General features: G+C 63.4%; 13 protein-coding genes. 1 reads left to right on the top strand and 12 read right to left on the bottom strand.

What is annotated here, in order from left to right; all coding sequences use genetic code 11:
- A complete protein-coding gene (gene ku / locus PQR53_RS17290; RefSeq protein WP_408456044.1) occupies positions 1 to 1,008 on the bottom strand; it encodes a non-homologous end joining protein Ku in 1,008 nt (335 codons plus the stop codon).
- A gap of 116 nt (positions 1,009 to 1,124) precedes the next feature.
- Positions 1,125 to 2,390, bottom strand: a complete 1,266-nt coding sequence (locus PQR53_RS17285) for a cytochrome P450 (protein WP_408456042.1) — start codon at positions 2,388 to 2,390, stop codon at positions 1,125 to 1,127.
- A 315-nt stretch (positions 2,391 to 2,705) separates the two neighbouring features.
- Here PQR53_RS17285 and serB point away from each other — a divergent pair, with 315 nt between their 5' ends.
- Positions 2,706 to 3,545 carry a phosphoserine phosphatase SerB gene (serB, locus tag PQR53_RS17280; RefSeq protein WP_408456040.1) on the top strand — a complete coding sequence of 280 codons (840 nt, stop codon included), beginning with the start codon at positions 2,706 to 2,708 and terminating at the stop codon, positions 3,543 to 3,545.
- Positions 3,546 to 3,842: 297 nt separating this feature from the next.
- Here the strand turns inward: serB and PQR53_RS17275 are convergent, their stop codons facing one another.
- From PQR53_RS17275 to PQR53_RS17230, 10 genes are all read right to left on the bottom strand, one after another.
- The gene (locus PQR53_RS17275; RefSeq protein ID WP_408456038.1) at positions 3,843 to 4,208 is read right to left on the bottom strand and encodes a hypothetical protein; all 366 of its coding nucleotides are present in this window, start codon (positions 4,206 to 4,208) and stop codon (positions 3,843 to 3,845) included.
- Between the two features lie 195 nt (positions 4,209 to 4,403).
- Positions 4,404 to 5,588, bottom strand: a complete 1,185-nt coding sequence (locus tag PQR53_RS17270) for a cystathionine beta-lyase (protein WP_408456035.1) — start codon at positions 5,586 to 5,588, stop codon at positions 4,404 to 4,406.
- A 139-nt stretch (positions 5,589 to 5,727) separates the two neighbouring features.
- Positions 5,728 to 6,384: a hypothetical protein gene (locus PQR53_RS17265; protein ID WP_408456032.1), complete on the bottom strand. Its 657-nt coding sequence runs from the start codon at positions 6,382 to 6,384 to the stop codon at positions 5,728 to 5,730.
- A gap of 127 nt (positions 6,385 to 6,511) precedes the next feature.
- A complete protein-coding gene (gene bktB / locus PQR53_RS17260) occupies positions 6,512 to 7,696 on the bottom strand; it encodes a beta-ketothiolase BktB (protein ID WP_408456029.1) in 1,185 nt (394 codons plus the stop codon).
- Positions 7,697 to 7,775: 79 nt separating this feature from the next.
- Positions 7,776 to 8,681, bottom strand: a complete 906-nt coding sequence (locus PQR53_RS17255) for a sugar kinase (protein WP_408456266.1) — start codon at positions 8,679 to 8,681, stop codon at positions 7,776 to 7,778.
- A 108-nt stretch (positions 8,682 to 8,789) separates the two neighbouring features.
- On the bottom strand, positions 8,790 to 10,181 hold the full coding sequence (gene rimO, locus PQR53_RS17250; protein WP_408456026.1) for a 30S ribosomal protein S12 methylthiotransferase RimO: 1,392 nt from the start codon (positions 10,179 to 10,181) through the stop codon (positions 8,790 to 8,792).
- 115 nt (positions 10,182 to 10,296) lie between these two features.
- Positions 10,297 to 11,349, bottom strand: coding sequence for a tRNA dihydrouridine synthase (locus PQR53_RS17245; RefSeq protein ID WP_408456023.1), 1,053 nt, complete (start codon positions 11,347 to 11,349; stop codon positions 10,297 to 10,299).
- A 428-nt stretch (positions 11,350 to 11,777) separates the two neighbouring features.
- Positions 11,778 to 12,395: a polyhydroxyalkanoate synthesis repressor PhaR gene (gene phaR / locus PQR53_RS17240; protein ID WP_179731509.1), complete on the bottom strand. Its 618-nt coding sequence runs from the start codon at positions 12,393 to 12,395 to the stop codon at positions 11,778 to 11,780.
- 134 nt (positions 12,396 to 12,529) lie between these two features.
- On the bottom strand, positions 12,530 to 13,270 hold the full coding sequence (locus PQR53_RS17235) for a 3-ketoacyl-ACP reductase (protein ID WP_054039485.1): 741 nt from the start codon (positions 13,268 to 13,270) through the stop codon (positions 12,530 to 12,532).
- A 219-nt stretch (positions 13,271 to 13,489) separates the two neighbouring features.
- Positions 13,490 to 14,671, bottom strand: a complete 1,182-nt coding sequence (locus PQR53_RS17230) for an acetyl-CoA C-acetyltransferase (protein ID WP_408456015.1) — start codon at positions 14,669 to 14,671, stop codon at positions 13,490 to 13,492.
- Positions 14,672 to 14,736 lie beyond the last annotated feature (65 nt).

Here is a 14,736-nt window from a genome sequence, read left to right as displayed (position 1 = left end):
TCACGCCGCGGCACGGCGTTTGCGTGCCGCCGGCGCCGCCTTCGCGCTGGCGCCGCCGCTCTTGCCGCCGCGGCTCGTACTCGCGGTGCGCGCCGCGCGCGGCTTCTTGCGGGCTGGTGCGGCTGGCTCGTCACCGGCATCGGCATCGGCATCGGCGGCCTCTTCGTCATCGTCCGCGGCACGCTTGCGCGCCCCCGCAGCCGGCTTGCCTTTGCCGCGGCCGAGGCTGCGCTTGAGCAGGTCGGACAAATCCAGAATGTCGGCGGATTGACGCGATTCGTGCGGCGCTTCGACCTCGGTGATTTCCTCGGTCTTACCCGCGCGAATCTTGCGGTCGACCAGCGCCATGATGTCGTCGCGGAACGTGTCGTGATACTGCGCGGGATCCCACGCGTCGCTCATGTCGTCGATCAGCTTTTTCGCCATGTCGAGTTCGCGCGCGGTGACACCGGCCGCCTTCATACCGTCAGGCGGCAGCTTGAAGTCGTCGAAGTCGCGCACTTCGGCGGCCCAGCGCAGCGTGTTCAATGCCAGCACCGGTCCGACCGGAATCAGCGCCGCAAGATGCTGCTTGTTGTGCAGCACGACGCTCGCCACGCCGATCTTGCCCGACGCTTTCATCGCTTCGCGCAGCAATGCATAGACCTTTTCGCCTTTGCGGTCGGGCGTCAGGAAGTATGGCGTGTCGAGATAGAGAAACGAGATGTCCGGGGCCTCGACGAAGGCGAGGATATCGACCGTCTGGGTCGACTCCGGATTGGCCGAGCGAATTTCGTCGTCCGAGAGGACGACGTACTTGTCCTTTTCGTACTCGAAGCCGCGCACGATGTTCTCGCGCGTCACATCCTTGCCGGTGCGCTTGTTGATCTGCTTGTAGCCGATCGGATCGATCGTGCGCTTGTCCAGCAGATTGAACCCGACTTTCTCCGACTGCGTCGCCGGATACAACTGCACCGGTACGTGGACCAGGCCGAAGCTGATTGCGCCCTTCCAGATCATGTGTGCCATCGTGCGCTCCCCAAGGCCTAGGACCTTCGGTGAAGCAGCAAGCGTGCCACGGTTTTCCGGCTATGACTGGCGCGGCGCGGTGCTGGCCGCCGCGGGTATCGGCTGTAAGTCTTGCGTCATGTCGGCAAAAGATACGGAGCGCCGCCGGTCGGTTCGAGTTCGAGCGGCACCGCGGCGAAGCCGCGAAACCGCACGCGCCCACCGCGCGTCGGCTCGCCGTCGAGCCGGTACGCCGGAAAACGCTGCACGAAACGCTCAATGGCAATGCGCGCCTCGAGTCGCGCGAGCGACAAGCCTGCGCATTGGTGGATGCCGAAGCCGAACGCCAGATGCCGGTTCGGCTCGCGCCGAATGTCGAAGCGGTCCGGTTGCGCGAACTGCTCGGGGTCGCGGTTGGCCGCGCCGATGCACAGTGTGACAGGCGTACCGCGTGGCACCGCGACACCGCCGATCTCTGTGTCGACGGTGGCCATCCGGTTGCCGAGCTGATTCGAGCTCTCGAAGCGCAAACATTCTTCGATCGCCGCCTCGATCAGCGCCGGCTCTCGCAACAATGCGGCGCGCTGTTCCGGCCAGTCGATCAGCGTAACGAGACCGTTGCCGATCAGATTCGTGGTGGTCTCGTGACCGGCGTTCAGGATGAAGATGCAGTTTTGCAGCAGTTCCGCTTCCGACAACTGCTCGCCGCCCTCCTCGCCCTGAATCAGCCGCGTCAGCACGTCGTGCTGCGGATCGCCGGGTTCACGCCGGCGCCGCGTCACCAGATCGCGCAGATAGTCGACGAATTCGCTGACCGCGCGGTTGCCCCGTTCGAGTTGCGCCTCGCTGAGCGACGGCTCCAGCGCACCGAGTATCGCCAGCGACCAGTCGCGCAACGGCGCGCGCTCGGCATGCGGCACATCCAGCAGATTGCCGATGATCTCGACCGGAATCGCCGACGCGAACTCGCTGATCAGATCGATCCGGCCACGCGCCGCGGCCGCATCAAGCAAGCCATCGACGAGACGGATCAGGCCTGGTTCCATGGCCGCGATCGCGCGCGCCGTCAGCGCGCCGGCGATCAGTTTGCGCACCCGGGTATGACGCGGCGGGTCGTTGAAGACCAGACTGGTGGTGTGATGGGTGTAGAGCGGCGAGTCACCGTACTTCGGCTTGAATTCGACGGTCTTGTCGGAACTGAAGGTTTTCGGGTCGCGGTAGACCGCCTGCACGTCGCGAAAACGCGTCAGGAACAGCGAGCCGTCCGGCATGCGTTTAACCGGCTCATGCGTGCGCAGCGCATGATAGACCGGGTACGGGTCGGCGTAGAAGGCGGGGCTCAGGTGGCGCAGGTCGAAGTCGCGCGCAAGAGTGGATGCGTCGCTGGCGATCGCGGGGGGCATGGCTTGTCTCCGTGTGGTGCGCCTCGTCATGGGTGCCAATGCATGCCGTGGACGGTGTGCCGCGCGCCTCAATGGCGCACGGACTCGCCAGGCTCGATGGCTGCGGGGCGTCGTTCGAAGCGCCAGTATGACGCGGGCGCCGGATGATTGCATAGAGGATGACCTGACGAGGGTGTCGCCGGCTGCTGGTTTGCCGCTCGGTTGGCGTTCGGTTACCGGACGTCCCCGGTGGGTCGCCTGTCACTGACCCGTTACAATGGCGGGATTTTCCGCGCGCGTCGCGCGGCCGTCCTTATCAGCGTCAATGCGTCGACCATGAACCTCGTCATCCAAAGCACCGCGCCCCTTTCCGTCGACCACCACAAGACGCTCGTCGCGCTCGCGCGCGGCTCGCACGCCGCCGTCATCGACGCGAACGCGATTCGCATTGCCGATGCGAACATTGCGCAGCGCGCCGACCTCGAAGTCTATTGCGGCACGCATCAACTGGACTACGCGTTTGTCGAAGCCGGCCGCCAGTTGCGTGACTTCGGCCTTGTTGCGATGGACATGGACTCGACGCTGATCACGATCGAATGCATCGATGAAATCGCCGACTTTTGCGGGTTGAAAGCAGAAGTGGCCGCGATCACGGAAGCCTCGATGCGCGGCGAAATCAAGGACTTCAACGAGAGCCTGACGCGCCGCGTGGCGCTCCTCAAGGGACTCGACGCCGGCGCGCTCGAACGCGTTTATGAAGAACGGCTGAAACTCTCGCCGGGGGCCGAACAGATGCTGGCCGGCGCGCAAGCGGCGGGATTGAAAACGCTGCTGGTGTCCGGTGGATTCACGTTCTTCACCGAAAAACTGAAGGCTCGGCTCGGCCTCGATTTCACGCGCGCGAACACACTCGAAATCGTTGATGGCAAGTTGACTGGCAACGTGACCGGCGAGATCGTCAACGCCGATGTGAAAGCACGTACGTTGCGCGAGACATGCGCCCAACTGGGTATCGAACCCACGCGCGCGATTGCGATGGGCGACGGTTCGAACGATCTGAAAATGATGGCCGCTGCGGGACTTTCCGTCGCATTCCGCGCGAAGCCGGTGGTACGCGAAGCAGCCAGCGTGGCGTTCAACTACGTTGGGTTGGATGGGCTGCTGCGATTGTGGTGAAGCTTAAGTTGCGCTGGCCGATGCAATGACGGCCAGCGCGGGCAGGAACACTATTTTTTGAAACCCGCGAACAGGAACAGGGCCAACATGCTGATCCCAGTGATGATGATCACAGCGCCGTGCCACTTCAGAACGCGAGCGTAGTTTTCGTCAGATTGCAGAAACGTGAATAATTTGTCCATTAGCGCCTCCCAAAAGTAGATCAGTATAAAAGATGCGTTATCTAAAAAATCTAGTTCAGGTGCACATGTAGGATTACAAACAGTACAGCAGCAAGAGATGTTGCCAGAATCGAAATCACGATTGCCGTGCGCGAAATGCCCCGGTAACAAACCGTTTCTGCCCGTCACGAATGCATGGGGTTGCCTCGGCATGATGCGCATTGACCAAAGACAACATCACGATGCTCGAACAGGCGAATGCCAGCATGCAGAATCCAGCAATGGCGCCCTTCAGGATGGGCATTCCGTCGCGCCCCACCTCCAGCGCGGTCACCGCCTCATAAACCGCGGCCGCACACAATCCAATCGCACACCAGAACAGTTGGCCGTCTTTCACCGATGCGGCGATCAACGCCTTCGCGACGCGCGAGCCGTGCGTGAGTGCGGCGAGCGCGAGCGTAAAGATCGGGCCGACAATCGGCACGCCAAGATTCAGCAACATTTAGAAAAATAGATTCTTCGAAGCTCACCATCGTGCGGTAATGGGTAGTTGTGGTGCGCACCATCGTAGCGTCGGGATCCAGCGCCGACCATTCAGCCGAATGGTTAGGCTTACTGGCTATCTTGACAAAAGAAAAAGCCCATCGGGACCGCGTCCCGATGGGCTTTTTCCGCCTTCAACAACCTGCGCGGGTGCTTAACCCAGCGCCACCAGCCGCTGTTCAATATCCGCGCGCAGATCGGCTTCTTCTTCCAGGCCGATGTAGAACCGCACCAGCGTACCGCGATACGGCCATTGCCCTGCGGTGCGCATCGAGGCGACGTCGTAGGGCATCGCAAGACTGTGCGCGCCGCCCCAGCTCCAGCCGAGCGAAAACAGCTCGAGCGACTCGCAGAACGTGTCGATTTGCGCCGCACTGTAACGCTCGTCGAACACGACCGAGAAAAGTCCGCCCGCGCCCGTAAAGTCGCGTTTGTAAAACTCATGTCCCGGACAGTCGGACAACGCCGGATGCAAGACCGCGGCAATTTCCGGACGTGTCTTCAGCCATGTGGCGAGGCCAAGCGCCGCTCGGTCATGCGCTTCGAAGCGCAGTTGCATGCTCGGCAGGCTGCGCAAAATCAGCGAACAGTCATCCGACGACACGCCGATCCCCATGCGCATGCGCGCCGCCTTCAGCTTCAGATGCAATTCGCGATCGACGGTGATTGTCGCGCCCATCAACACGTCGCCGCCGCCCGACTGGTATTTGGTCAAGGCCTGCACCGAGATATCCACGCCGTGATCGAACGGCCGGAAACCGAGTCCTGCGGACCAGGTATTGTCGATTGCCGTGACGACGTTGCGCGCGCGCGCCACCGCGGTGATAGCGGGCACGTCGGGCACTTCCATCGTGACCGAGCCAGGCGCTTCGAGCCAGATCAATCGTGTGTTCGGCTGGATCAGATCCGCGATCCCCGCGCCGATCATCGGATCGTAGTAGCGCGCGGTGATACCGAAATCGCGCGCCAGCCAATCGCCATGATCGCGGTTCGGCGAGTAGACGTTATCGGGAATCAGCACGTCGTCGCCGGCCTTCACAAGGCCGAAGTACACGTTCGAAATAGCCGACAACCCCGAAGGCTGCAACAACGCATGATGGCCGCCCTCGATGGTGGCAAGCCGCTGCGCCAGCGCGAGCGAAGTCGGCGTGGCGTGCAGGCCATAGCGCCATTGCGCGTCGTTTTTCCAGTCGAGCGCGCGCATGGTCGCGAGGTCCGGGAACACGACCGTCGAAGCCCGCGTTACCGGCATCGAGAACGATTCGAAGCCTGGCGTGAGCTGGTCTTCGGCACGCACGATCTGAGTTTGCAGGCCGCGTTTGAGTTTGGATTGGGTCATGGTGAAATTGGGTGAGAGACTAGGCAGCAGACAGAAAACCGAGGGCGCTGTTCCGACCGGCGCCGCACACGCGAGCGTAGCTGAGCCGGCAGAATTGCGCCTGGCAGAGCGCGCAAGCGGTCAGGCGGGCGGCGGTGCTTCACTCGCCGATTTGCAGGTTGCTGACCCCGCCGACAGCGTGGCCGTTCCCCGCGGGCGACGAAGTCGGCACAGCCGCACCCGCGGCTGCTGACGCTTGCGCAGCCGCGGCCGCCTTCGCGGCAGCCGGCACGGCCTGCCCCGCTGCCAGCGGCTTCAGATCGAACGGCTGCGGGTCGGAATCGTCGACGTTCATCCGGTCGCCCGCCACCGAACCGTCGGCGGCAAACTTGCCGACCCAGTTGCCGGTGATATGGGTGCCGTCGTTCGATTCCTCGACTTCGAGCGTGTCGCCGTCGCGGTCTCCCGCGATCAGGATGACTTCGCCGGTATCGGTGTACTGATACTCGCCGTGCACACCGGCCGGGTCGTCGGTTTTCGCGCCAAGCCGCAGCACGATCTGACGCGAGCCGAGCATGCCGGCATAGCGCGGAAACTTCGCGAATTCGGGGCTCGGTTTGAGCGGCAACTGAATCGGCGCGGGTGCGGCCAACTCCTTCACCGCGTCGCTTTCCGCCCACGCCTGCGCGGGCAATACAGCCCCGGCGCCGGCGCACAGCAAGGCGGCCACGCTCACTACGCCCTGAAGCAAGCGCCCCTGGGAGACTGCCCAGGCACGCCGGTGCGTCGCACCCTTGATCGCTTTCGATTCCTGCATCCGTTCTTTCCTTGTTACCTGGCGCTGCTCGAGACGAGTTTGCTATCGGCGTGGTGTCGGACTTCGTTCGACAGGGAGAATCGGGGCGTCGCGCTGCGTTGCCCCGCCTTCGGCTTCGGCTTCGGCCTCAGATCCGTTCAAAGATCGCCGCGATACCTTGCCCGCCGCCGATACACATCGTCACCAGCGCATAGCGGCCGCCGACCCGCTGCAATTCATACAACGCCTTGACGGTGATCAGTGCACCGGTCGCGCCGATCGGGTGGCCGAGCGAAATGCCCGAACCGTTCGGATTGACCTTGGCCGGATCGAAACCGAGTTCCTTGCTGACCGCGCACGCCTGCGCCGCAAACGCCTCGTTCGCTTCGATCACATCCAGATCGGCGACCGTCAGGCCGGCGCGCTCGAGCGCCTTGCGCGTGGCGGGCACCGGGCCAATACCCATGTACGCCGGATCGACGCCTGCGTGCGCGTACGAAACCAGCCGCGCCAGCGGCTTGATGCCGCGCTTTTCAGCGACGCTGCGTTCCATCAGCACGACCGCTGCCGCGGCGTCGTTGATACCCGACGCGTTACCCGCGGTCACCGTGCCGTTTTCCTTGGCGAACACCGGCTTCAACTTCGAGAAGTCTTCAGCCGTCGCGTTCATGCGCGCGTGTTCATCCGTATCGAACACGACGTCGCCCTTCTTCGACGGAATCGTGATCGGCAGGATCTGGTCCTTGAAGTAGCCAGCGGAAATCGCGTTGGCCGCGCGACGATGCGATTCGAGCGCGAGCGCATCCTGCGTTTCGCGCGAGATCTCGTATTTGCGCGCGACATTCTCGGCGGTCACGCCCATATGGATCGACTGGAACGGGTCGTTCAGCGCGCCGACCATCATGTCGACGAGGCGCGCATCGCCCATGCGCTGACCGAAGCGCGCGGCCGGCATGGAATACGGCGCGCGGCTCATGTTTTCCGCACCGCCGCCGATCGCGATGTCAGCGTCGCCGAGCAACACGCTTTGCGCGGCCGAAATGATGGCCTGCAAGCCCGAACCGCACAGGCGGTTGACGGTCAAGGCGGGCGCGTGTTGCGCGACGCCGCCGTTGATCGCGGCCACGCGCGCCAGATACATGTCTTTCGGTTCGGTATGCACGACGTTGCCGAATACCACATGGCCGACTTCGTCGCCGGACACGTTCGCGCGCGCCAGCGCCTCACGCACGACGCGTGCGCCAAGATCCGTGGGCGGAAAATCCTTGAGACTGCCGCCAAAACCACCGATCGCCGTACGCACACCGCTTACCACCACTACGTCCCGTTGCATCGCTCGCTCCTCTCTTCAGTTTCTCAAGATGATCTTGCCATGGCGGCCCGCGCGCCCCACGCGTACCGGCGCCTCGTGATCAGCCCGCCAGCAACTGTTCGACCGTCGCGCGCGAAGGGATCGGCGCGACCGCGCCGTAACCCTGCGTGGACAGCGCCGCGGCAACGTTCGCATAACGCGCCGCTTGAAAAGGATCGTCACCCGCGACGATACGCGCGATGAACGCGCCGCCGAAACAGTCGCCCGCGCCGGTTGCATCGACCGCGTTGACGACGTGGCCCGGCACGACGCGCCGCTCGTGAGGCGTGGCGATGTACGCGCCTTCCTTGCCGAGCTTGAGTGCGACGACACGCGGGCCGTGAGACAGCAGAAAGTCGACGATCTCGTCACGGCCGGTCAAGCCGGTGAGTTCGGTGACGTCGTCCCAGCTCGGCAGGCAAATGTCGGTTTGGCGAATGGCTTCTAGCATCACCGCGCGCGCCCTCGCGAGCGGCCACAGCTTCAGGCGCAGATTGGTGTCGAAACTCACGCGCACACCGTTCGCGCGCGCCTGCGCGATCGCCGCCAATGCTGCGTCGCAGGCGCTCAAACTGATCGCGAGGCTGATGCCGGACAGGTGGATGACCTTGGCCGCGGCGATCGCATCGAGCGGAAGATCGTGCGGCGCGTAGCGGCTCGCGGCCGAACCCGCGCGCAGATAGTCGAACGCATGGCCAACGGGGCCGTGCGAAACGAAATAGACGCCGGTGGGCGCATGGGGATCGATCCGCACGAGCGACGTCTCGACCTGCTCGCGTTCCCACAGATCGATCAACAGACGCCCGAAATGATCGCTGCCGACAGCCGACACGAAACCGGTCTTCGCGCCCTGCCGTGCCGCCGCGATGCAGAAGTTCGACGTATCGCCGCCGAAGCCTTGCAGATAGTTCGGCTGCTCTTTAGACGACTGGTTGAACTCGATCATGGCCTCGCCGAGCGCGAGGATTTCGGGGCGCCGGCTATCCGGGCGCCGGGCATCCGGGCGCCGGGCATCCGGGCGCCGGCCGTCCGGGGTCAAGCCTTCGGGCGTGTCAGTCGTACTCACCGTCATCGCTTAAACCTCGCCCCACAGATCATGACCGTCGGCGCCGGTGATCTTCACCGAAACGAAATCGCCGACCTTGTAGCGCTTCGACGCCTTGGTGGCCGGTGCGATATACACGACACCGTCGATCTCGGGCGCATCCGCCGCCGTGCGGCCGATGCCGCCGTCGGCATTGATCTCGTCGACCAGCACTTTCAGCGTCTTGCCGACCTTTTTCGCGATCCGTTTGGCCGATACTTCTTCGGCGACTTCCATGAAACGCGCGCGGCGTTCTTCACGCACTTCGTCGGGCAATGCGCCGTCGAGTTCGTTGGCGCTCGCGCCTTCGACCGGCGAGTAAGCAAAGCAGCCCACCCGATCCAGTTCCGCCTCGCGGATGAAATCGAGCAGCGTCTGGAATTGCTCCTCGGTCTCGCCCGGAAAGCCGGCGATGAACGTGCTGCGGATCGTCAGATCAGGGCATATTTCACGCCATGCCTTCACGCGCTCCATCACCTTCTCGGCGTTGGCCGGACGCTTCATGCGCTTCAGAACTTCCGGATGCGCATGCTGGAACGGCACGTCGAGGTATGGCAGCACATGGCCCTTGAACGGACCTTCGGCCATCATCGGGATGACTTCGTCGACGCTCGGATAGGGATACACGTAATGCAAACGCACCCATGCGCCGTATTGCGCCGCGAGCTCGCCGAGCGCGCCGACCAGATCGGTCATGCGCGTCTTGATCGGCTTGCCGTTCCAGAACCCCGTGCGGTATTTGACATCGACGCCATAGGCGCTCGTGTCCTGCGAAATCACCAGCAGTTCCTTCACGCCGGATTTGAACAGGTTCTCCGCTTCGAGCATGACCTCGGCGACCGGGCGCGACACGAGGTCGCCGCGCATCGACGGGATGATGCAGAACGTGCAGCGATGATTACAGCCTTCGGAAATTTTCAGGTATGCGTAGTGGCGCGGCGTGAGCTTCACGCCCGCGGCCGGCACCAGATCGGTGAACGGATCGTGCGGCTTCGGCAGATGATTGTGCACCGCCTGCATCACTTCGCCGAGCGCATGCGGGCCGGTCACGGCCAGTACCTTCGGATGCACTTCTTCGATCAGGTTAGAGCCGCTTGCACTCTGCTTGGCACCCAGGCAGCCCGTGACAATCACCTTGCCGTTTTCGCTGAGCGCTTCGCCGATCGCGTCGAGGCTTTCCTGCACCGCTTCGTCGATGAAGCCGCACGTATTGACGACCACGAGGTCCGCGCCGTCGTAGGTGCCGGAGATTTCGTAGCCCTCGGCGCGCAACTGCGTGATGATCTGTTCGGAATCGACGAGCGCTTTAGGGCAGCCGAGGCTGACGAAACCGACCTTCGGCGTAGAAGGGCTCGGCACGGCGGGAGAAATGGTCTGCGACATAGGTGGGGTCCGGCGTATAGCGGTGACAATAGCGACAAATGGGGACCGTGCGGCAACGCCAAGGTCCGATGGTGACAAAGACCACGACCCGACAACGTCCCGCGCGCATAACCGTTTATTGTACCGCGCTAACGACCATGCAGCCGGCCAAGTGGTGAGGCGCGCCCGGATCGGGCAAGCCCGGAATCGCACGTCGGTGAGCCGGCATTACGCCATTGAACCCCAGCGCGTGCTCGATCACCTCAAGAATCTCACGCGAATCATGCAGGCGCCGGATGGCTGCATGCAGTTCGGCGGCCTGCGGCCAGGTCCGCTTCAGATAGCTCAGCCACATTTTGACGCGTCCGTGCTCATGGCGGGCCGCGACGCGGGCTTGCAGTTTTTTCAGGTAATCGGCGAGATGGCTCAGCACGGCCGGCCATTCCTCGCCGGAAGGCGTCCGGTCCATCAGTCCGCGTATCCGCAGGGCGAGGAAAGGATCCGACACGGCGCCGCGCCCGATCATCACATCCGTGCAGCCGCTGACCGCCCGGCACCGGCCCCAGTCGGCCACGGTCCAGACTTCTCCGTTGGCAATGACGGGCACGTCCACGGCTGCGTCGATACGCGCGATCCACTCCCAGTGCGCCGGCGGCCGGTAGCCATGGTCACGCGTCCTGGCATGGACCACGAGAGAGGCCGCGCCACCTTCCGCCAGCGCTGTCGCGCATTCGATTGCGAGCGAAGTGTCGGACACGCCGAGCCGCATTTTTGCTGTCACGGCGATGCCGGCAGGCACCGCCGCGCGAACGGACGAAACGATCCGGTTCAGCTGTTCAGGGTGCGCCAGCAACATCGCGCCGCCACCGTGCCGGTTGACGACTTTGGCGGGACAACCGAAGTTCAGATCGAGTCCATGCGGCGACAAACTGGCCGCCTGGGCCGCATTCAGCGCCATCCATTCCGGATCGCTACCGAGCAATTGAATCACCATCGGCGTGCCGCCAGGGGTACGGCCTCCGTAGAGGACTTCGGGCGTGTCCCTCTCGTAGACACGCTCGGGAAGCACCGAGCCCGTCACCCGGACAAACTCGGACACGCACCCGTCGAATCCGCCTGTACGGGTCAGCACGTCGCGCAACACGTAGTCCGCGAGCCCTTCCATCGGGGCAAGGAACAGCCGGCTCACGCGGGCACCACGCAGCGGCTGTCTTTGCGAATCATCCGGTCAACCAAGGCGGAAAAATCCGGGCCACGGAATCGAAGGCATGGACGCGGTTGGAAAAGGGGTTCGCGGCATAGATGGGGCGGGCGGATAGCGGTGGCGACCAACAAGGACGGAGCGGCGAAGCTGAGCGGCGCGCGACCCTCAGCTTCATGAGGGCTCACGGTGAATCACGAGGGGCCGTGAAGGCAACACCTTGCCGGTAGTGACGCCGCAAGCAACCCCGATTGTACCGCGCGCCACGCTCGTGCCCGCGCCCGCCCGCTTTCGCTCGGGCGCGAACCACGACGGTACCAACCGGTGGCACCTTGGCACGCGACGTACGCTCCCGCCTACCGCTGCCTGAAACGACCGCATAGCGATGCGCGCTGTCTCGGCGTCGCGCTGCGCCGCTACTTCTTCTCCGGCTCCGGATTGGTTTGCGGATTAGCCGGCGCGACCGGTGCACCAGCCGCGTTCACCGGTCCACCTGGCGTGAACGGGAACGTGGCGAACATCGATTTCGCCTGGTTCTGCATCTGCTCCTGCATCTGCACGAACATGTTCTTCGACTGCTCGATATAGCTGGTCATCATGCCCTGCATCATGGGGGCCTGCATGTTCATGAATTGCGACCAGACCTCGGGGTTCATTGCCTTGCCTTCATACAGGTTCTTCGACTGGTCGGCGAGCTTCGCCTGAATGTCGATGAAGGCCTGGATGTTCTTCTCCAGATACGTGCCCATCATGCCCTGCATCGCATGGCCATAGAAACGGATGATCTGCGACAGCATCGACGACGAGAACATCGGCAAGCCGCCGCTCTCTTCTTCGAGAATGATCTGCAACAGGATGGCACGCGTGAGGTCCTCGTTGCTCTTCGCATCGATGACCTTGAAATCCTCCTGATCCAACACGAGCTGCTTGACGTCCGTCAGCGTGATGTATGTGCTTGTCTCGGTATCGTAGAGTCGACGATTCGGATACTTCTTGATCAATCGTTCGGCTGTTTTCTTTGTAGTAGTGGTCATGTAACGCCTTTGAGCGCGAGTTGAGCGCGGAAACGGCGTCATGCCGGCTGCACAATCGGGCAATTGCACAGTCGAGACGCCGCCGGAACCATCTGAGCAGAAGCACGCTGCCTTATGAGCGGCGCGCCGATGACTCAGCCCATATGCAAACCGCCATTCAGCGAAAAATCCGCGCCCGTGGAGAAACCCGATTCATCCGAGGCGAGCCATGCCACGATCGAGCCGATTTCCTGCGGCTGGCCGAGACGGCGCACCGGAATCGTCGCAACGATCTTTTCCAGCACGTCCGGGCGGATCGACTTGACCATATCCGTGCCGATGTAGCCTGGCGACACGGTGTTGACCGTCACGCCTTTGGTGGCCACTTCCTGCGCCAGCGACATCGTGAAGCCGTGAATGCCGGCCTTCGCGGTCGAGTAGTTGGTCTGGCCGAATTGCCCTTTCTGGCCGTTCACCGACGAGATGTTGATGACGCGTCCGAAGCCGCGCTCGACCATGCCGTCGATCACCTGCTTGGTGACGTTGAACAGGCTGGTCAGGTTGGTGTCGATCACCGCCGTCCAGTCTTCGTGCGTCATCTTGCGGAACACGACGTCGCGCGTAATACCGGCATTGTTCACCAGCACGTCGATCTCGCCGACTTCGGCCTTGACCTTGTCGAACGCCGCCTTGGTGGACTCCCAATCGCCGACGTTGCCTTCGGACGCGATGAAATCATAGCCGAGCGCCTTCTGCTCTTCGAGCCACTTCACGCGGCGCGGCGAGTTCGGGCCGCAACCTGCAACGACCTTGAAGCCCTCTTTGTGCAGCCGTTGGCAAATGCTCGTGCCGATGCCACCCATCCCGCCCGTTACGTACGCAATTCGCTGTGTCATAAACCACACTCCGTTTTTCGTTTTCGAGGCGCCGACCGGCTGCCTCTTCCCTCGCCTGGTGCTTCATCTCCACTGCCGCCGGGCGACCGGCCGACGAGGCCACTACTCACCGCGCGCCACCTGCTGCCTCGCAACTGTGACGCGCGGCAATCCTGCTTACCGCCTGCCAGAATCCTCTCAAGCGGCTTGAGTCCGCTTCCAGGCGCTCTACCAGGCCCGTTAAGCGCGTTCGAGCGCCAGCGCGACACCCATGCCACCGCCGATACACAGCGACGCCAGACCCTTCTTCGCATCGCGCTTCTGCATTTCGTGCAGCAGCGTGACGAGAATCCGGGCGCCGGACGCACCGATCGGATGCCCGATAGCAATCGCGCCACCGTTCACGTTGATCTTCGACGTGTCCCAGCCCATTTGCTGATTCACAGCGCAGGCCTGGGCGGCAAACGCCTCGTTGATTTCCATCAGGTCCAGATCGGCCGGCGTCCAGCCCGCACGTTCGAGGCAACGGCGCGAGGCCGGCACCGGGCCCATGCCCATCACCTTCGGATCCAGACCCGAGGTGGCGTACGCCTTGATGCGCGCGAGCGGCGTGAGGCCGAGCGCCTCGGCCTTTTTCGCCGACATCACCAGCACCGCCGCCGCGCCGTCGTTCAGACCCGACGCATTGGCCGCCGTCACCGAGCCTTCCTTCGAGAACGCCGGCTTCAGACCCGCCAGGGCCTCAGCCGTCACGCCGTGACGCACGAACTCGTCGGTTGCGAAACGCAGCGGCTCGCCCTTGCGTTGCGGAATCTCGACCGGCACGATTTCGTCGTTGAAACGGCCCGACTTCTGCGCGGCTTCCGCCTTGTTCTGCGACAGCGCCGCAAACGCGTCCTGCTGCTCGCGTGTGATGCCGTATTCCCTGGCGACGTTCTCAGCCGTCACACCCATGTGGTACTGGTTGTAGACATCCCACAGGCCGTCGACGATCATCGAGTCGATCAGCTTCGCGTCGCCCATGCGGAAACCGTCGCGCGAGCCCGGCAGCACGTGCGGTGCGGCGCTCATGTTTTCCTGACCGCCGGCAATCACGATGTCGGCATCGCCCGCGATGATCGCGTTGGCCGCCAGCATCACGGACTTCAGGCCCGAGCCGCACACCACGTTGATCGTCATGCCCGGCACGGCCGCGGGCAGCCCTGCCTTGATCAGCGATTGACGTGCCGGGTTCTGGCCCGAGCCCGCCGTCAGCACCTGCCCCAGAATGACTTCGCTGACCTGCTCAGGCTTCAGACCAGCCCGTTCGAGTACGGCGCGAATCACCGTTGCGCCGAGTTCGGGCGCGGCGATCTTCGCCAGCGACCCACCGAATTTACCTACTGCCGTACGGGCGGCCGATACGATCACAACATCAGTCATTTCCATATCCTCCGGGCACATCGGCTGAATACACCGCAGCCCGTCAAGTTAAAAATCTTGTTGCT

The organism is Paraburkholderia fungorum, from assembly GCF_046027605.1.
GTDB lineage: Bacteria > Pseudomonadota > Gammaproteobacteria > Burkholderiales > Burkholderiaceae > Paraburkholderia > Paraburkholderia fungorum_F.
This window is presented reverse-complemented; position numbering and strand designations above follow the sequence as displayed.

Excerpts from the sequence above, each read along its gene's own strand:
- ku (WP_408456044.1), bottom strand. The coding sequence starts at position 1,008 with ATGGCACACATGATCTGGAAGGGCGCAATCAGCTTCGGCCTGGTCCAC.
- PQR53_RS17285 (WP_408456042.1), bottom strand. The coding sequence starts at position 2,390 with ATGCCCCCCGCGATCGCCAGCGACGCATCCACTCTTGCGCGCGACTTC.
- serB (WP_408456040.1), top strand. The coding sequence starts at position 2,706 with ATGAACCTCGTCATCCAAAGCACCGCGCCCCTTTCCGTCGACCACCAC.
- PQR53_RS17275 (WP_408456038.1), bottom strand. The coding sequence starts at position 4,208 with ATGTTGCTGAATCTTGGCGTGCCGATTGTCGGCCCGATCTTTACGCTC.
- PQR53_RS17270 (WP_408456035.1), bottom strand. The coding sequence starts at position 5,588 with ATGACCCAATCCAAACTCAAACGCGGCCTGCAAACTCAGATCGTGCGT.
- PQR53_RS17265 (WP_408456032.1), bottom strand. The coding sequence starts at position 6,384 with ATGCAGGAATCGAAAGCGATCAAGGGTGCGACGCACCGGCGTGCCTGG.
- bktB (WP_408456029.1), bottom strand. The coding sequence starts at position 7,696 with ATGCAACGGGACGTAGTGGTGGTAAGCGGTGTGCGTACGGCGATCGGT.
- rimO (WP_408456026.1), bottom strand. The coding sequence starts at position 10,181 with ATGTCGCAGACCATTTCTCCCGCCGTGCCGAGCCCTTCTACGCCGAAG.
- phaR (WP_179731509.1), bottom strand. The coding sequence starts at position 12,395 with ATGACCACTACTACAAAGAAAACAGCCGAACGATTGATCAAGAAGTAT.
- PQR53_RS17235 (WP_054039485.1), bottom strand. The coding sequence starts at position 13,270 with ATGACACAGCGAATTGCGTACGTAACGGGCGGGATGGGTGGCATCGGC.
- PQR53_RS17230 (WP_408456015.1), bottom strand. The coding sequence starts at position 14,671 with ATGACTGATGTTGTGATCGTATCGGCCGCCCGTACGGCAGTAGGTAAA.